Source organism: Luteibacter sp. TLI7-4A, assembly GCF_056754745.1.
Genome location: NZ_JBPGWO010000001.1, coordinates 2,279,786 through 2,297,128 on the forward strand (window position 1 = coordinate 2,279,786; position 17,343 = coordinate 2,297,128).

Annotated in this window: 14 protein-coding genes and 1 pseudogene; 1 reads left to right on the plus strand and 14 read right to left on the minus strand. The window is 67.3% G+C overall.

Translation table 11 applies throughout. The features are described from left to right. Positions 1–3: 3 nt before the first annotated feature. Complete coding sequence (locus tag ACR9Y6_RS10015) at positions 4–3,753, plus strand: translocation/assembly module TamB domain-containing protein (RefSeq protein WP_481281145.1); 3,750 nt, start codon at positions 4–6, stop codon at positions 3,751–3,753. 77 nt (positions 3,754–3,830) lie between these two features. On the opposite strand, the gene ACR9Y6_RS10020 is transcribed toward ACR9Y6_RS10015, so the two are convergent. From ACR9Y6_RS10020 to flhB, 14 genes and pseudogenes are all read right to left on the minus strand, one after another. Further along, positions 3,831–4,247, minus strand: coding sequence for a DUF2802 domain-containing protein (locus ACR9Y6_RS10020; protein ID WP_481281146.1), 417 nt, complete (start codon positions 4,245–4,247; stop codon positions 3,831–3,833). Between the two features lie 140 nt (positions 4,248–4,387). Beyond that, on the minus strand, positions 4,388–4,837 hold the full coding sequence (locus ACR9Y6_RS10025; RefSeq protein WP_481281147.1) for a chemotaxis protein CheW: 450 nt from the start codon (positions 4,835–4,837) through the stop codon (positions 4,388–4,390). Beyond that, complete coding sequence (locus tag ACR9Y6_RS10030) at positions 4,834–5,412, minus strand: hypothetical protein (protein WP_481281148.1); 579 nt, start codon at positions 5,410–5,412, stop codon at positions 4,834–4,836. Before ACR9Y6_RS10030 ends, ACR9Y6_RS10025 begins: the two co-directional genes overlap by 4 nt. Then, entirely contained in the window at positions 5,409–6,200 is a 792-nt protein-coding gene (locus ACR9Y6_RS10035) for a ParA family protein (RefSeq protein ID WP_481281149.1), read from the minus strand. The genes ACR9Y6_RS10030 and ACR9Y6_RS10035 overlap by 4 nt, the downstream gene beginning before the upstream one ends. Continuing rightward, complete coding sequence (motD, locus tag ACR9Y6_RS10040; RefSeq protein WP_481281150.1) at positions 6,197–7,108, minus strand: flagellar motor protein MotD; 912 nt, start codon at positions 7,106–7,108, stop codon at positions 6,197–6,199. The genes ACR9Y6_RS10035 and motD overlap by 4 nt, the downstream gene beginning before the upstream one ends. Then, on the minus strand, positions 7,105–7,845 hold the full coding sequence (locus tag ACR9Y6_RS10045; protein ID WP_306851662.1) for a flagellar motor protein: 741 nt from the start codon (positions 7,843–7,845) through the stop codon (positions 7,105–7,107). The genes motD and ACR9Y6_RS10045 overlap by 4 nt, the downstream gene beginning before the upstream one ends. Position 7,846: 1 nt before the next feature. Further along, positions 7,847–9,943, minus strand: a complete 2,097-nt coding sequence (locus tag ACR9Y6_RS10050) for a chemotaxis protein CheA (RefSeq protein WP_481281151.1) — start codon at positions 9,941–9,943, stop codon at positions 7,847–7,849. A gap of 7 nt (positions 9,944–9,950) precedes the next feature. Next, complete coding sequence (locus ACR9Y6_RS10055; protein WP_481281152.1) at positions 9,951–10,592, minus strand: protein phosphatase CheZ; 642 nt, start codon at positions 10,590–10,592, stop codon at positions 9,951–9,953. Between the two features lie 9 nt (positions 10,593–10,601). Continuing rightward, positions 10,602–11,003, minus strand: a complete 402-nt coding sequence (gene cheY / locus ACR9Y6_RS10060) for a chemotaxis response regulator CheY (RefSeq protein ID WP_306851668.1) — start codon at positions 11,001–11,003, stop codon at positions 10,602–10,604. A 31-nt stretch (positions 11,004–11,034) separates the two neighbouring features. Next, a complete protein-coding gene (locus ACR9Y6_RS10065; protein ID WP_371022139.1) occupies positions 11,035–11,766 on the minus strand; it encodes an RNA polymerase sigma factor FliA in 732 nt (243 codons plus the stop codon). 166 nt (positions 11,767–11,932) lie between these two features. Further along, positions 11,933–12,637 (minus strand): annotated as a pseudogene (locus ACR9Y6_RS10070) (P-loop NTPase); the annotation flags it as partial. Positions 12,638–12,691: 54 nt separating this feature from the next. Beyond that, positions 12,692–14,023: a flagellar biosynthesis GTPase FlhF gene (gene flhF, locus ACR9Y6_RS10075; RefSeq protein WP_481281153.1), complete on the minus strand. Its 1,332-nt coding sequence runs from the start codon at positions 14,021–14,023 to the stop codon at positions 12,692–12,694. 62 nt (positions 14,024–14,085) lie between these two features. Further along, a complete protein-coding gene (gene flhA, locus ACR9Y6_RS10080) occupies positions 14,086–16,191 on the minus strand; it encodes a flagellar biosynthesis protein FlhA (protein ID WP_481281154.1) in 2,106 nt (701 codons plus the stop codon). A 2-nt stretch (positions 16,192–16,193) separates the two neighbouring features. Continuing rightward, positions 16,194–17,336, minus strand: a complete 1,143-nt coding sequence (gene flhB / locus ACR9Y6_RS10085; protein WP_481281155.1) for a flagellar biosynthesis protein FlhB — start codon at positions 17,334–17,336, stop codon at positions 16,194–16,196. Positions 17,337–17,343 lie beyond the last annotated feature (7 nt).

Sequence of the window (17,343 nt, forward strand, 5' to 3'; positions counted from 1 at the left end):
GGCATGAAATGGTTGATCCGCATCGGTGCCGCGCTGGGTGTCCTGCTCGTGGCCACCATGCTCGGCGTGTGGTGGCTGGTCGGCAGCGCATCCGGCCTTCGTTTCGCCCTCGCCCGAGCCCAGGCATTCACCGATAACGCACTCACGGTGGAGAAGGCCGAAGGCCGGCTCGCCGGTCCGCTGGATATCTCCGGCCTTCGCTATCGCGATGGCAAGGGCATGGACGTTCGCGTCGCCACGGCACATCTGGATTTTTCCATCGGCGCCTTGCTGCGCAAGCGTGCCCATGTCCACGAGTTGCGCGCCGATGGCATCGATGTCGCGCTCGGTCCCGCGGAACCGGAACCGGATACGCCGCCGGAGCCGTTCTCCCTGAAACCACCACTGGACATCGTGCTGGACAAGGTGACGGTCGGCCATGTGCGTGTCACGCAGGAAGGCAAGCCCCTGTTCGAGTCCAACTCGCTCGATCTCGCCGGCTCGTGGACCGCCAGCGGCATCGCGCTGAAGTCCCTCGCCTTGCGCGCGCCCGATGGCCAGGCCGACCTGGGTGGCACGCTCGCCGTCGGCGATGGCTACAAAGGCGATGGAACGGCCTCCTTCGCATGGAAGGTCGGCGACGTGGACTATGCGGGAGGGATCGAGGCGCATAGCGATGGCGCAAAAGCCCACGCGATCGTGAAACTGCGGCTGCCTTTCGTGGCCCAGGTCGATGCCGACCTGGTGCAAGGCGGCGATTACGCCTGGACGGCGAAGATCGACGCGCCACGCTTCGATCCCAAGCCACTGCTCGGCGATGACAGCCTGGCATCGCTCGGCCTGGCGCTGCAAGGAACGGGCGATCGATACAGTGCCCGGCTTGTGGGCGACGTCGACCTCGGCGATTACCGGGTGCGACTTGCGCCGGTCAAGGCGGCGTTCGACCACGAGTACACGCGCCTGACACTCGACGAACTGACGATCGCATCGCCCCAGGTCAAGGGATCGCTCACCGCGAGGGGGACGGTCGAGCTCGCCGCGCAACCGCTGTCGGCGGACCTAGCCCTCGATTGGAAGGACGTGCTCGTCCCCGCCACCGTCGCCGGCCAGGACCTCGCCAGCACCGGCCGGCTCACCTTCAAGGGCAGCGCCGAGTCTTATCGCGCGGAAGGCGATGTCGACATCGGGCCACCCGCCCATATCGGCAAGTTCACCCTCGATGTCGACGGCACGCCGGATCGGGTGACCCTCCACGCCGTGCAGCTGAAACAGCGTACCGGCAGCCTCGTCGCGAGTGGCGCGCTCACGCTGCGCCCGGCGCTGGCGTGGAAGCTCGACATCAAGGGCGATCGCTTCGATCCGGGCCAGGTCCTCGCCGAGTGGCCGGGCGCCCTGGATCTCGATCTCTCGACCGAGGGGCGACTGGAGCACGACAAGCCGCTGGGCTCGCTCGAACTGCGCAAGCTCGACGGCACGCTCCGGAAGCGTCCACTGCGTGGCGACGGCAAGCTGACGCTGAAGCCCGGCGACGTGATCAACGGCAACCTCGATCTCGCATCCGGCGGCAGCACCATCCGCCTGGACGCCAAGGGCGACACCGCCAACGACGCCACGTTGAAGCTCGCCATCGCCTCGCTAGGCGACTGGTTGCCCGACGCGGGTGGCAGGGTCACCGGCGACGTCTCGGCCAAGGGCAACCTGCCGAAGCTGGCGGTGAAGGCGAAGCTGCGCGGCAGCACCATCGTCTACGCCGACCAGAAGGTCGAGGCGATTTCCGTCGACGCGGATATCCCGGATATCAGCACGCCGGGCGGCAAGCTCGACGTCGTCGGCACGGGCCTGGTCAGCGGAGGGCTGGTCTTCAGCCGCGTCGATGTCGCCGCCCAGGGGAGCCAGGAACGCCACCAGCTCAGCGTCGACGCCAAGGGCCGGCCGCTCGCCGCCAACCTGCTGCTCACCGGATCGCTCAAGAACGGCGCCTGGAACGGCACGCTGTCCACGTTGAACATCGACTACCAGGGGTTGCCGCCCTGGCACCTGCAAAGCCCCAGCGCGATGGCCTGGAAGGACGGCGCGGCGAGCATGGGCGACCTCTGCCTCACCGCCGGCGATCCCCTCCTCTGCGTCGCCGCCAGGCAGGACAAGGCCGGCAACCTCGATGCGAGTTATCGCCTGCGCCGCGTACCCCTCGCGTTGTTGATGACGGCGGCCGAGGCCTCGGACAGCCCCATGCGGGCCGAGGGCATCATCGAAGGCGACGGCAACATCCGGCGCACGGCGGCCGGCGCGTTGTCGGGACAGGCGAATGTCACGTCCGCACACGGCTCGGTGGCCTATGTCGACCGAAACGACCGTCCGCTGCTCGTCTACGACAACCTTTCCGCCAATGCCCAGCTCGCGCCCGACAACCAGCGCGTGACCTTGCGTGCCTCGTTGAACGGCGGTGGATCGCTCGACGGCAACGTATCGCTCAGCGGGGCACAGCAGGCGCTCGGCGGTTCCGTCGCCTTGCACCTGAAGGATCTCTCCGTCATCGAGCTGTTCACCGCCGAACTCGCCGAGGTGAAAGGCGCGCTGGACGCCAACTTCAACCTCGGCGGCACCGTGGCGGCGCCCGCGATCACCGGCCAGGCCATCGTCGGCGGTTTCGCCGCGGAAGTGCCCAGTGCGGGGCTCAAGCTCAAGGACGGCCGGATCAGCATCGACACCACCGATGCGAAGAACTACCTCGTCGACGGCACGATCCGTTCCGGCGACGGCACCTTGTCGATCAAGGGCAACGCGGCCCTCGGCACCGGTGCGCAGATGCGCCTGGGCATCGAGGGGTCGAAGTTCACGGCCGTGGACATTCCCGCCGCGAAGGCCGTCATCTCGCCCGACCTGACCGTCGTGCAGGATGCCAAGGGCATGAATGTCAGCGGCAAGCTCAACGTCGACATGGCGGACGTCGATGTCGAGCGCCTGCCCGGTGCCGGCGCGACCAAGGCCTCGCCCGACGTCGTCGTGATCGACGACAAGCAACGCGAGGCCGCGGAGGAATCCGCGCCGATCACCGCCGATATCCGCGTCGACCTCGGCAACAAGGTGCACCTCGTCGGCTTTGGCATCGACGGCCGTATCACCGGTCAACTCGACGTTCGCGAACGCCCCGGCCGTGCCACGACAGGCCAGGGCCAGATCGGCGTGGACGGCACCTACAAGGCCTACGGGCAGGACCTGCGTATCGAACAGGGCCAGCTGCTGTTCGCCAGCACGCCGATCGACAACCCCGGACTCAACATCCGCGCCGCGCGCACGTTGAATCCCAACGCCACCATCGACGACGGCCAGAAAGTAGGCCTCTATGTTTCGGGTACGGCGCGTCGCCCCATCCTCACCGTCTTCTCGAACCCGGTGATGGAACAGTCCGACGCCCTCTCCTATCTCGTCACCGGCAAGCCGCTGTCACAGGTGAAGGGCGGCGAAGGCAACATGGTGGGTGCCGCGGCCCAGGCGCTCGGCTCCGCGGCGGGCGACCTGTTGGCGAAGAGCGTGGGCTCGAAGATCGGTATCGACGATATCGGCGTCAGCAACAACGACGCGCTTGGTGGCACCTCCGCCTTCACCGTCGGCAAGTACCTGTCGCCGCGCCTGTACCTGAGTTACGGCGTCGGACTGTTCGATCCTGGCCAGGTCATCACGCTGCGCTATCTGTTCAGCCGCAAGTGGAATTTCGAGGCGCAGAACGCCACGGATTTCAGCCGGGCGAGCTTCAATTACCGGTTGGAGCGATAGTGCCGCTACGACCCCATTCTCTACCGATTGACCGACTTCATGGCATGACTGGAATCATGTCGTGCCGTCATCGGCAGTCAACGCGCCGAATGAAGGCGATGCAGGAGCTCCGCTTCGGTAAGTGAAATACCACAGGTCTCCGCGATGTCCTTGGCGGATGCCCCTTGGCGGGCGAGTCGCTGCGCCAGCGCAAGCGCGCGATCCGTATTGCCGCCCGGCTCGTTCGGCATCGTCACCGTCGGGCCGCGGCGAACCTGGTCCTCGATGTCGCCCAGCCGGTTTTCGAGGCGGCGGAGCATGCTGGCGAGCGCTTCACTGGGGATGGCCGGCTCGGACGATGCTGCCGGTGAGGGCTGCGTTGCCTCTGCGATGGAAGCGGGGGCCTGCTGATTCGGCGCCCTCGGTGCCGCGCCGAAACGGCGAAACAGGAACAGCAGGCCAGCCAGGTTGAGGATGGCCAAGGCGATCAGCACGTATCCGATGGCGGCGTTCATGCGGGAAGGACTCCGTGGATTCGCGCTACACGGTAGCGGCGATGGATGGTCGCGGCAAGCGTGCCCGCTGGCGCGGGATCGCCACTGAAGCGGCTCCCACATGTCTTCGAGTTTCTGCCGGTTGCCCGTCCGTCAGGAGTTCAGGCGCGGCAGAGCTTCTGTACGTCGACCAGGGCGATGAATCCGTCCTCGCGGGTGATCACGCCGCTGACGGGATCGTCGCGGCGCTCGGCACGGCCCGGTGGCGGGGGAACGATCTCGTCGGGATTGAAGGTGAGCATGTCGCCGATGACGTCGATGCGCATGCCGACCACCGTGCCGCCGTCGTCGAAGACGATGACACGCTGCGCGTCTTCCTCGTCGGCGCCGGCGACGCCATCGAGGCCGAAGCGGCGGCGGCCATCCAGTACGGGAACGATCTGCCCGCGCAGGTTGACGATTCCCAGGACATCGTCCGGAGCACCGGGCACCGGCGTGATGTCGCCGGGGCGGATCACTTCGCGCACGCTGGTGAGCGATAGCGCGTAGCGCTGGCCCTTCAATGAAAATCCGAGCCAGGCGCCTCGCCCGTCGCGGGGGGTATCGGTCATGTGCCCAGTTCCTTTTCCAGCCATTCGATCAGTGCCGTGGTGCCTATCACGCCACATTTGGGTTCGAGCGACATGCCTGCCAGCCACGGACGTGTCGCGGCACCCGTGCGCCATTGGATCGCATCCGCGTGAAGCTCGACTGGCTCCTCGTCGACCACGCAAGCGAGTGCCCAGGTACGGTCACGCAGGATGACCAGGGTGGTCGCCGCCGCACCGGCCATGTCGGGCGAGAGGATCGCGGCAAGATCGGCCACGCGTGCCTCGCCGCTAGGATGGCGCCAGCGGCCGAGGCAGATGGGGTTGTTCGTGGTATGCGGCGAGGTGAGCGGCGGCATCGGCAGCAAATGGGTGACGTCGACCATGGGCACGGCCAACCTCACGCCGGCGGCCAGGCACAGCAGGTAGCGAAGATCGCCCGCGCGCGCGGCCTCGGGAACGGGCATGGCGCGCCAGGGTTCGAAAGACATGACCTGGATCGCGCCCGCCGGTGCCACCGCGCTGGCAGGCGCCGGTGTCAGCAACTCCGCCAGGTAGTCGGCGACGATCTGCTCCGCTTCATGTATGGCGCGCATCATGCGGCGGCTCCCGTCATCGACGACACCGGCAGCGCCAGCAACTCGTCGAGCAACCGGCGGTAGGCCAGTCCGCCACGCCGCGCCGCCGGCCACGACGCCAGGGGGACGCCGGCGGCACTGGCTTCACGAATCTGCGTGTCGGTCGGAATCACGGCCTCGCTCACGGCGTCGCCGTACTGCTCGCGCAGCTGTGCAAGGCAGGCCCGCGAGGCATGCGTGCGTGCATCGTAGAGCGTAGGCACGATCGTGCGCGGCATGGGCTTCCCACGCGAGCGCTCGATCATCGACAGGCTGCGCAGCATGCGCTCCAGGCCGGCGAGTGCCAGCGCCTCGGTCTGCGTCGGCACGAGCAGCCGGTCGCTGGCCGCCAACGCATTGACCATCAACACGCCGAGCGTCGGCGGGCAATCGAGCAGCACGTGGTCGAAATCCGGCGCGAGTTCGGCCAGCGCGTGGGTGAGGACAAGACCCATGCCGGGACGCGTGCCGATCTGCCGGTCGAGGGTGATCATCGCGGCCGACGCGGGCAACACGCTGAGGCGATCCCATGGTGTCGCGTGCACCAGCGTGCGTACGGGGAGGGGGTTGCCACCGACGCCGAAGAGGTCGTACACGCTGCCATGTGCCGCGCCCTCGACACCGATGTATCCCGACAGCGATGCATGCGGGTCCATGTCGACCAGCAGCGTACGCCTGCCGGATTCCGCCATCAGGCTGCCCAGCGCGACGGTGGTGGTCGTCTTGCCCACGCCGCCTTTCTGGTTGGATATGGCCCAGACCCGCATCATCGGGCTTCCACGGCGGAGAGATCGACACGGTCGGCGTCGCTGTAGAAGCGCGCCGGCGCGGCCTTGTCGCTCATGACCACGATCAGTACGCGGCGATTGCGATTGCGCCCCTCGTCCGTCGCGTTGTCGGCCGTGGGCCGGAATTCGCCCCAGCCGATGATGCCGACACGATGCGGGTCGACGCCGGTCGTGGTGAGCAGGCGTGCCACGGTGGCCGCGCGGGCGGCCGACAACTCCCAGTTGGAGGGAAACGTGGCCGTCGCGATCGGGGTGTTGTCCGTATAGCCTTCCACGCGCATGGCGTTCGGAAAGGGCGAAAGGATGCCTGCGAGCTTGCGCAGCACATCCTCCGCGGGCGCCTGCAACTTCGCCACGCCGACGGGGAACAGGATGTCCGTGCGCACTTCGATCTCGAGCCAGTCCGGGGTCTTGCGCACGCTGACCATGTTCTTGTCGATCAGCGGTTTCATCGCACGCTGCACTTCATCGGCGATCTGGCTGAGGCTTGCGGCCTCGGTCTTGCCGATGGCCGTGTTGGCCGCCGTGGCCGTGTTGATGCTCGCCGCTTCCTGGCGATCCGGCGCCGCGCCCTCGTGGCCGGGAAGTGGCAGGTTGCGCGGCGGGATGGGTACCTCGATCTTGGCGATCGGCGCCGCCGTGGGCGCGCGCGACTGGTTCGGCAACGGCACCTGGGCGGCTGGCGTGGCTTCGCGAATCGGTTCGATGACCTTGCCGGTACCGTTGAACGCCTCGTTGATCGACTGCGCCATCACTCGGAACTTGGTCTCGTTCACAGCGGAAACGGCGTACATCACCACGAACAGCGCGAGCAGCAAGGTGATCAGGTCGCCGTAGGGTATCGCCCAGCGTTCGTGATTGATGTGTTCTTCGTGATGCCGCCGCTTCACGAGAGGAACCCCTGCAGCTTGCTCTCGATGTGCCGGGGGTTGTCGCCCTGGGCGATCGAGACGAGGCCTTCCACCAGGATCTCGCGCATCTGCGAACGGCGGCGGGCCAGGCCCTTCAGACGCGATGCCATCGGCAACGCCAGCAGGTTGGCCAGGCCGATGCCGTAGATCGTCGCGACGAAGGCCGCGGCGATGCCATGGCCCAGCTTGCTCGGCTCCGCGAGGTTCTGCATCACGGACATCAGGCCCATCACCGCGCCGATGATGCCCATGGTCGGCGAATACGCGCCGGCGTTCTCGAATACCTTGGCGGCCTCGATGTCGGTGTGCTCGCGCGCGAGCACTTCCACTTCGAGCACCGAACGCATCGCGTCCGGCTCGGTGCCGTCCACCAACAGCTGCAGCCCCTTGCGGATGAAGGGGTCGGACTCGCGTTCGATCGCGGGTTCCAGGCCGAGCAGGCCGGTGCGGCGGGAGATTTCACTCCAGCCGACGATGCGGCTGACGAGGTTTTCCGATTCGATGTCCGGTGGACGGTAGACCCAGGGCAACATGCTCAAGGCGCGCTTCAGCACGGCGCCGGGCGTCTGCACCAGCAGGGCGGCGAACGTGCCGAGGAAGACGATGACGAACGCGGCCGGGTTCCACAGGGCATCGAGGCTAGAACCCTTCAGGATGGTACCCACGATGATGACCACGAAGGCCAGGATCGTTCCGACGACGCTCACGATATCCATGTCAGACCGCCATCCTCAGTGTAGGCAACACCTGCCCGTTGTCGTCGGCAAGGCCGGCGAGGTCGAGCACGAGCGAGATCCGCCCGTCGCCGGTGATCGTCGCGCCGGCCACGCCCGGGACATCCTTCAGGAAAGGCCCGAGCGGCTTGGCCATGACGTCTTCACGGCCCAGCACTTCGTCGACGAGGCAACCGAGCGTCTGGTGGCCGATTTGCACCACGACCACGTGGCCGCCCTTCCCCGCCGAACCGGCCCAGCGGCCGAGATCGACCAGCGGCAGCGCGCGCTGGCGATGCGCCGCGACGATGCGGCCGTCGAGCTCCTGGACCTTGCCGGGAACGAGTTCGAATACCTCGGCCACGTTGGATAGCGGCAGTGACAGCAGCCGATTACCCACGCGCACCATCAACACGCGCAGGATGGCCAGCGTCAATGGCACCGACAGGCGCACGGTGCTGCCATGGCCCACGCGTGAATCGATCGACAGCGTGCCACCGAGTTCGACGATCTTGGTCTTGACCACGTCCATGCCGACGCCGCGGCCGGAAATATCCGAGACCTGGCTGGCGGTGGAGAAACCCGGTCGGAACACGATCTCGTAGCACTCGCGCTCGTCGAGGCGCGCGGCCTGGTCCTCGTCCATCAGGCCTTTCTCCACCGCCTTGCGGCGCAGGACCTCGGGGTCCATGCCCTTGCCGTCGTCGGTGACGGTGATGACGATGCGGTCGCCGTACTGCCCGGCCGCGAGGCGCACGGTGCCCGCGCGGGACTTGCCTTCGCCGACGCGGACATCGGGCATCTCGATGCCATGGTCCACGGCGTTGCGTAGCAGGTGCACCAACGGATCGGCAAGCGCCTCCACCACCGTGCGGTCGATATCGGTTTCCTCGCCCTCGGTGACCAGTTCGATTTCCTTGCCGAGTTGCCGGGCGAGGTCGCGGACGATACGCGGAAAACGCGAGAACAACTTGCCTACCGGCTGCATGCGCATGCGCAGCACGGCGTTCTGCAGGTCTTCCGCCACACGCTCGAGTTCGCCGATGGCACGTTCCATCGGGTCGTTCGTGCCACGCGGGGCGAGGCTGGTGAGGCGATTGCGCACGAGTACCAGCTCACCCGCGGCATCGACCAGGCCATCGAGGCGATGGGTATCGACGCGGACCGTGGTGTCGGCGGTGGAGGCGCCGCGTTTCTCGGCAGCCGCCGGGGCCGGCTTCGCCGCGACCTGCGCGGCGGGTGCTGCCGGGACAGGCTTGGACGAGGCGGCGGGCGGCGCGACCGATGCGGAGGACGTCGAGCCCGCCATGGCGGGGCCACCTGCGGCGCCCGGGGCCGCCGTGCCATGGAGGCTGTCGAGCAAGGCTTCGAATTCGTCGTCGCTGATCGCGTTTCCGTCGGCGGGCGAAGCGACTGCCTGGGCCACGACCGGTGCAGGACCCGCGACGGCAGGCGCGGCCACGTCGGAAACGGATGGAGTGTCGGCCGTCGCGTCGGCACCGGGGGCACCCGTGCCATAGAGCGAATCGAGCAGGGCCTCGAACTCGTCGTCGGATATCGTGCCCGACGGCACGGAAGCGGGCTCGCGGTCGCTGCGCGCGGCGTCGAGCATCGCTTCGAATTCGTCTTCGATCGGGTCGTACGGCCGCGCCTGCGCGGGAGCGGCGGCTGGCGCGCTGGCGGGCGTGGCCAGGGCCACCGGCGGCGCGGAGGCCGCACGGCCCGGAATCAGCAGGCGGTCGAGCAGCGAACGGGGCGCCGCCTCGATCGGCAAGCCGCCGTCGGCGGCGCGCATCATGTCGTTGAGGAGATCCAGCGACTCCAGCAACGCGTCCATGAAGCCGGCGTTGAGCACGATCGAGCCATTGCGGGCCTCGTTGAGGAGATCCTCGCCCCGGTGGCAGAGCTCGACCATCGGATTGAGGCCGAGGAAGCCCGCACCGCCCTTCACGGTGTGGAACGCGCGGAAGACCGCGTTCAACAGTTCCATGTCGTTCGGCGACGCCTCGAGATCCACGAGCTGTTCGCCCAGGCTCTCAAGCAACTCCCGCGCCTCGATCAGGAAGACGTTGAGCAGCTCGTTGTCCAGCTCCACGCTCATACGGCGCTCAGAACCCGAACTCGCTGAGGAGGCGATCCACTTCGTCCTGGCTGACCTTGTCGGCGGCCGGCGCGGCACCGCCCGCCAGCGAACCGGTCAGGCGAACCAGTTCCACCAGGGAGGATTCGACCTTGGCCATGAAAGCCTCAACCTGGGCCACGCGCTGGCCGGAGAGATCCTGCCAGGACTGTGCCTCCACCATCTCGCCGAAGCCGATGTCGCAGCTCTGCGCGAAATCGCCCACGCGCACGGCCAGCGCGGTGGCGTGGGTGGCGAAGGCCGGGTCGGCGTGGTCGAGCACCAGCACCTCGTCCGCCTGGCGCGCGAGGGCCTGTGCCTGTGGGCGCAGCTTCTCGCTGAAATCGAGCGTGCGGTGCGCGGCCTGCGAACTCATCTCGAGCACGTCGCGCAGGTGCTTGCGCGCATCGCTCATGTTGCCTGGCACGCCGTCGTGCGAAATATCGGCGGCGAGGCGGCGGGCGGACTCGTGCAGGTCGCGCGCGAGATGGCCGAGCGCCATGAACAGGTGTTGCTCACGGGTACGCAGCAGCTGGTCGAGCGCCTGCTCGAAGGAGACGCTGTCGTCGGCGTCGAGCAGTGCACGCAGTTCGGGAGCCACATCGTGGCCGCTGGAAAGCATGGTATTCATCGTCATTCCTTAGCCCGCGGCCGCGGCGAGTCGTTCGAAGATCTTGTCGAGTTTTTCCTTCAGCGTGACCGCCGTGAATGGCTTGACGACATAGCCGTTCACGCCGCTCTGCGCCGCCGCGATGATCTGGTCACGGTTGTTCTCCGCCGTGACCATCAGTACAGGCATGGCCTTCAGCGCCGCGTCGGCACGGATCGCCCGGAGCAGGTCGATGCCGGTCATGTTCGGCATGTTCCAGTCCGTCACGACGAGGTCGAACGGCTGCGCGCGCAAGAGCGCGAGCGCCGCGTTGCCGTCCTCCGCCTCCTGGATGAGGGTGTTGGTGAATCCCAACTCCACCAGGAGGTTCCTCACGATGCGTCGCATGGTGGAGAAATCGTCCACCACGAGGATCTTCATGTTCTTGTCCAAAACTCGTCTCCGCCTTGCTACCGCGCGTTCGTCAATGCTTGTCTTTCCAACCCGACATGCGTGCGCGGAGTCGAATGAGGGCCTGGCCATGGATCTGGCACACCCGCGATTCGCTCACCCCCAGCACCGCACCGATTTCCTTCAGGTTGAGCTCTTCATCGTAGTACAGCGACATGACCAGCTTCTCGCGCTCCGGCAGCCCGTCGATGGACTGCGCCAGCGCGTCACGCAGGCCTTGCTGCTCGAACAATCCATCCGGGCCCGCGGCATCCGGGTCGACCACGTCGATCGCGGCGCCTTCGTCGCCTTCCGGCGCCGTGAGGCTCAGCAACCGCGCGCTCGCCGCGTCGGCCAGGATCTGGTTGTACTCCATGGCGTCGATGCCCAGCCGCTTCATCACTTCCGCGTCTTCGGCGTCGCCACCCGTCTCGTTCTCGATCTGCCTCGTCACCTCCGCGACCTCGCGCAACTTCCGGTGGACGGAGCGCGGGGTCCAGTCCGTCTTGCGCAGTTCGTCCAGCATGGCGCCACGTATGCGGATGCCCGCATAGGTTTCGAAGCTGGCCGCGCGAGTCGGCGAATAATTCCTTGCCGCCTCGAGCAGTCCGATCATCCCGGCCTGCATGAGGTCGTTCGCATCCACGCTTGGCGGCAGCCGGCCCATCAGGTGATAGGCGATCCGGCGCACCAGCGGCGCGTGGTTCTTGACTAGTTGATCCGCCGGGATACGCGTGATCTCGAGATATTCGGTCGCGACGCTCACAGTGGCAGCCCTCCCCCAGATGGGACCGTTCGGCGAAAAAGCCGATGCGGCCCTGTGCCCGGGGTTCGGGTTCACCCCATGTATCGACCGACCTGGCCAGATTCTTGAATCCGACCGCCGATCGGCTGCTCGGCCAGGCGTCGACCACCGCCGACTGGCGGCGGATGGCCTGGCGCAGGTACTCGTCGTGCGGAACCATGCCCATGAAATCCAGGGACACGTCGAGGAAGCGGTTTGTCACCCGGGACAGCTTCTCGAACAGCTGGCGGCCTTCCTGGGCGTGCCGGACCATGTTGGCGACGATGCGGAAACGATTCACGTCGAACTCGCGGCTCATGACCTTGATCAGCGCATAGGCGTCGGTCAGGGAGGCGGGCTCGTCGCAGACCACGACCACCACCTCGTCCGAGGCGGCGGCGAACATCGATACGCTGTCGGAAATCCCGGCGGCGGTGTCGACGATCAGGTATTCCGGTGGCAGCGGATATTCGTCGAAGGCGCGGATCACGGCCGCGTGCTCGATGTTCGGCAGCTGCGCCATCCGGCGCGTGCCGGACGTGGCGGGAATGACCTTCAGGCCGTGGGCGGCCTGGAGGATCAGGTCCTCGATGCCGCACTCGCCCTCCAGCATGTGGCCGAGGTGACGGGTGGGCTGGAGGCCGAGAAGGACGTCGATGTTCGCCATGGCGAGATCGGCGTCGAGGAGGACGACGTCACGGCCGCCCATCGCGAGCGCCATGCCGAGATTGACCGCCACCGTGGTCTTGCCCACGCCGCCCTTCCCGCCTGCGACGGCGATGCTTCGGGTGGGACGGCGGTCGGCCAGCCAGTGGAGTCCGGCGGCCTGGGTGGAATCGACGTGTGTGCTCATGAAGGAAGTCACTGCCGTAAGTGTTTGCGGTTGCCGGGAAAAGGGTGGGCGCGGTCAGGCCAGGGCCGGCGCGGCGATGCCGAAGCGCTCGGCGAGCAGGGCGTCGTCCGGTTCGTCGTTACGCTGCTTGAGCAACTGGGCCGCGAGGCAGACCAGCTTGCGCGCATCGGCCGAGGCGATGTCCTCGGGCACGCGCTGCCCATCCGTGGTGTAGTCCAGCGGCATCCGGTGGCGGATGAGGGCCGAGAGCGCGCCGCCGATCAGCGGTGCCTCGTCGAGCTTGGTGAGGATCGCGCTCTGCGGCGCCAGCGGCGCGTAAGCGCGGATCGCGTTGTCGATGGCCTGGGCCTGCGCATTGGCGGCGAGCACCAGGCACACGCGCACGTCCGACGTGGCGCGCAGTGTCTCGAACTGCTGCTGCAGCTTCGGGTCGTTGCCGGCGAGGCCGGCCGTGTCGACCAGCACGGTGTGCTTGCCGCGCAACTGGAGCAGCACGTTGCGCAGGCTGGTCGCGTCGTGGGCGTTGAACACGCGCACGCCGAGCAAGCGGCCGTAATGTTCCAGCTGCGCGCCGGCACCGATGCGGTACTGGTCGGCGCTGATCAAGGCGACGTTCGATGCCCCATGGCGCAGCACGGCGCGGGCGGCGAGCTTGGCGATGGTGGTGGTCTTGCCCACGCCCGTGGTGCCGACCAGGGCGGTGGTGCCGCCGCCGACCGTGTCGAAATTCCGTCCGCTGGTGCGGATGTTGCGCGAGAGCATGCCCAGCGGCAGGTAGCGCGCCTGCTCGACGTTCATGTCGGCGGGCAATTCCGCGCACAGCGCGCGTGCCACGTCGCCGTCGATGCCCAGGCGGGTCATCTCGCGCAGCACGCGGGCACGCAGCGGCTGCTCGCGGTCCATCTGGTTCCATGCAAGGGTCGAGAGCTGCACTTCGAGCATCTCGCGCAGGTTGTTGATCTCGGCGCGCACGCCATTCACGGCGGCATCGTTGGCCGGCGTGGCGGTGGCGGCGCGGACCACGTCGGCGACGCTGGCGGCGAGCGCGGCGCTCGACTGGCGCTGCGGCGCGTTCGTGGCAGGCGGCATGCCCGATTTCGTCGCGCGCTCCACCGCGGCGGCGGTGGCGGCGCGGGCCTGGTCGATGCGGGCGGCGCGCTCGGCTTCATCGCGCGTGGCGCGGATCGGCGCTTCCTCGCGGGCCGGGGCGTCGAAACCGAAACCGGCCTCGCGCACCAGCGCTTCGTCGTAATCGAGCGCGGCGATGATCTCGATACCGTCGTCCAGCCGGCGCGTGGACAGGATCACGGCGTCCGGACCCTGTTCGTCGCGAACCTGGCGCATGGCCTGGCGCATATCGGGAGCAACGAATCGTTTGATTTTCATGCGTTCGATCCTGTCTTCGTTCGTTCGGCCCACGCGGCGATGCCCCGCGCGGTGTCTCGTTCCTATCGCCCGAGGGCCGTCACCAGCTTGACGCGTCGGTTGTCCGGAACCTCGTTGTACGCAAGTACATGCAGGTTTTGGGCCACATGCCGGGTGAAGCGCGAAAGCCACGGACGAAGTGCCGGCGACACCAGCAGCACGGCCGGTTCACCCGCCGCTTCCTGGCGGCGCGCCGCATCGGCGACGCTCTGCTGGAGACGATCCGCGAGACCCGGCTCGACCGCCGCGCCGGCGGGACCGCCGCCTTGCAGGGACTGCAGCAGGATCTGTTCGAGCTCCGGCGCCAAAGTAATGACAGGCACTTCCGTACCCAGGCCGGCGATCTCCTGCACGATCTGTCGACCGAGGGTGACGCGTACCGCGGCGGCGAGGACGCCGGGGTCCTGGCTCTGGCCCGCATGCTCCGCCAGCGATTCGACGATGCCCCGGAAGTTGCGGATGGGCACGCGCTCGGCGAGCAGGTTCTGCAGGACCTTGACCACGACGCCCAGGGACAGGCGCTTGGGCACCAGGTCTTCGACGAGCTTGGGTGTCTGCTGGGCGAGACGATCGAGCAACTGCTGCACGTCCTGGTGGCCGATGAGCTCGTGGGCGTGGTTCTGCAGGATGTGCGAAAGATGGGTGGCGATCACGGTGGCCGGATCGACCACGGTGTAGCCCAGGGTCTGCGCGTGCTCGCGCATGCCCGGCTCGATCCACACGGCATCCAGGCCGAAGGCGGGATCGCGCGTGGCGATGCCGTTGATCGTGCCGTGCACGCGGCCCGGATCGATCGCCAGCATGCGCTCGGTGTGGATCTCCGCCTCGCCCATCGGCACGCCCATCAGGGAAATGCGATAGCCATGCGGGGGCAGGTCCAGGTTGTCGCGGATGTGTACCGAGGGAACCAGGAAACCGAGTTCCTGCGACAGCTTGCGGCGCACGGACTTGATCCGCGCCATCAGTTCGCCGCCCTGGGCCTTGTCCACGAGCGGGATGAGCCTGTAGCCGACCTCGAGGCCGATCGTGTCCACCTGGGCCACGTCTTCCCACGAAAGCTCAAGGCGTTCCGCCGGCGGCGCCGAGTCCAGCGCGAGTTCGGTGCCGGGCGCCCCCGTGCCGGCCGCGGCGGCGGTGCGCTCCTGCTTGGCCTGGCTCAACTTCCACGCGGCGAAGCCCGCGAGCGCGGCCAGGATGAGGAACGGGATGTTCGGCATGCCCGGGATCAGGCCCATCGTGCCCAGCACGGCCGCCGCGACGCCGAGCGCCTTCGGCTGGCCGAACAGCTGCCCCATCACGTGCTTGCCCATTTCCTGGGACTTCGACACGCGCGTGACGATCACCGCGGTGGCGATCGAGAGCATCAGTCCCGGCACCTGTGCGACCAGGCCGTCGCCGATGGTCAGCAGCGTATAGGTGCGTGCGGCTTCGGCGGCGGAAAGGCCATGCTGCAACATGCCGATGAAGAAGCCGCCGATGATGTTGATCGCGAGGATCAGCATGCCGGCGGTAGCGTCGCCGCGGACGAATTTCGAGGCACCGTCCATCGAACCATAGAAGTCCGCTTCCTCGCGCACTTCCTGGCGCCGCTCGCGGGCCTGCTCCTGCGTCAACAGGCCGGCGTTGAGGTCGGCATCGATCGCCATCTGCTTGCCGGGCATGGCATCGAGGGTGAAACGGGCGGTCACCTCGGACACGCGCGTCGCACCCTTGGTCACCACCACGAAGTTGATGATGGTGAGGATGGCGAACACGACGAAGCCGACCGCGAAGTTGCCCCCGATGACGAACTCGCCGAAGGCCTCGATCACCTTGCCGGCGGCGCCCGGGCCATTGTGGCCATGCAGCAGCACCACGCGCGTGGACGCGATGTTCAGGGCCAGGCGGAGCAAGGTGGCGAACAGCACCACGGTGGGAAACGACGCCAGTTCCAGCGGTCGCATGACGTACATGGTGGCCAACAGGATCACCAGCGACAACGCGATGTTGAAGGTGAACAGCAAGTCCAGCATGAACGGCGGCAAGGGCAGCATCATCATGCCGAGCATGATCAGCATCGCCACCGGCGCGGCGACGCCACGGCGGCCGATCTGCCGGAACGTGCCCATGAAGTTGGAGGAAGCTGCCATCGTCAGTTATCCATGCGGTAAGGGCCGAGCAAATCCGGATCGATGTCCTGCTCGGGTAGATCGGGCGGGAGATCGCCCACGGCGATCGCCTGCTTCAGCCGGAACACGTAGGCCAGGATCTGGGCCACGGCGATGTACAGCGCCGCGGGGATCTCGCGTCCGATTTCCGTCGTGTGATACAAGGCGCGTGCCAACGGCGGTGCTTCCACCACCGGAACCTTCGCCCCGCCCGCGACATCGCGAATCTGCTGGGCGATCACGTCCACGCCCTTGGCCACCACGCGGGGCGCTCCCATGCGGTTCTCGTCGTATTTCAGGGCCACGGCGAAGTGGGTCGGGTTGGTCACGATGACGTCCGCCGTGGGAACGTCTTCCATCATCCGCCGGCGCGCCATCTGGTGCTGCATCTGACGGATTTTCGACTTCAGCTCGGGACTGCCCTCGCTTTCCTTGTGCTCGTCCTTCACTTCCTGCTTGCTCATCTTCATCTTCTTGGTGAAACTGAATTTCTGCCACGGCGCATCGACCAGCGCGATGGCACCGAGCGCACAGGCGAAGACGAGCGAGGCCTGGCCGAAGATGGCGAAGGCCTGGGCGATGCCGACGCTGACGGGACCGGTGCCCACCGTGTACATGTCCCTCGTCGAGCGAAGCAGGAACCAGACCAGCGCGCCGCCGATCAGCACGAGCTTGAGCAACGACTTGCCCAGCTCCACCAGGCCGTTCACCGAGACCAGGCGCGAAAATCCCTTGATCGGGTCGAGCCGGTCGAATTTCGGGGCGAGCGCCTGGGCGGAAAAATTCAACCCGCCCATCAGGGCCGGCGCGGCGACCGCGGCGACCGCGGTCACGGCGAACACGGGACCGAGCAGCTTGAACCCTTCCAGGGCGGCCGTGGCCAGTGCGCGATATACGCCATTGCTGGCGAACAGGTCGTCGCGGCTGTAGCGCAGGCCCACGTGCATGATATTGGCCGCGTGCACGGACATCTGGTCGCGTGCGGCGATCAGCGTCGTCACGCCCGCGAGCACCACCACGGCGGTGGAAAGATCGCGCGAACGCGGCAGGTCGCCCTTCTCGCGCGCTTCGCGAAGGCGCTTTTCACTAGGCGCTTCGGTGCGGTCTTCCTTGTCGGTCTCGCTCATGGGCGTG

Excerpts from the sequence above, each read along its gene's own strand:
- ACR9Y6_RS10015 (WP_481281145.1), top strand. The coding sequence starts at position 4 with ATGAAATGGTTGATCCGCATCGGTGCCGCGCTGGGTGTCCTGCTCGTG.
- ACR9Y6_RS10020 (WP_481281146.1), bottom strand. The coding sequence starts at position 4,247 with ATGAACGCCGCCATCGGATACGTGCTGATCGCCTTGGCCATCCTCAAC.
- ACR9Y6_RS10025 (WP_481281147.1), bottom strand. The coding sequence starts at position 4,837 with ATGACCGATACCCCCCGCGACGGGCGAGGCGCCTGGCTCGGATTTTCA.
- ACR9Y6_RS10030 (WP_481281148.1), bottom strand. The coding sequence starts at position 5,412 with ATGATGCGCGCCATACATGAAGCGGAGCAGATCGTCGCCGACTACCTG.
- ACR9Y6_RS10035 (WP_481281149.1), bottom strand. The coding sequence starts at position 6,200 with ATGATGCGGGTCTGGGCCATATCCAACCAGAAAGGCGGCGTGGGCAAG.
- ACR9Y6_RS10045 (WP_306851662.1), bottom strand. The coding sequence starts at position 7,845 with ATGGATATCGTGAGCGTCGTCGGAACGATCCTGGCCTTCGTGGTCATC.
- ACR9Y6_RS10050 (WP_481281151.1), bottom strand. The coding sequence starts at position 9,943 with ATGAGCGTGGAGCTGGACAACGAGCTGCTCAACGTCTTCCTGATCGAG.
- ACR9Y6_RS10055 (WP_481281152.1), bottom strand. The coding sequence starts at position 10,592 with ATGAATACCATGCTTTCCAGCGGCCACGATGTGGCTCCCGAACTGCGT.
- flhF (WP_481281153.1), bottom strand. The coding sequence starts at position 14,023 with ATGAAAATCAAACGATTCGTTGCTCCCGATATGCGCCAGGCCATGCGC.
- flhA (WP_481281154.1), bottom strand. The coding sequence starts at position 16,191 with ATGGCAGCTTCCTCCAACTTCATGGGCACGTTCCGGCAGATCGGCCGC.
- flhB (WP_481281155.1), bottom strand. The coding sequence starts at position 17,336 with ATGAGCGAGACCGACAAGGAAGACCGCACCGAAGCGCCTAGTGAAAAG.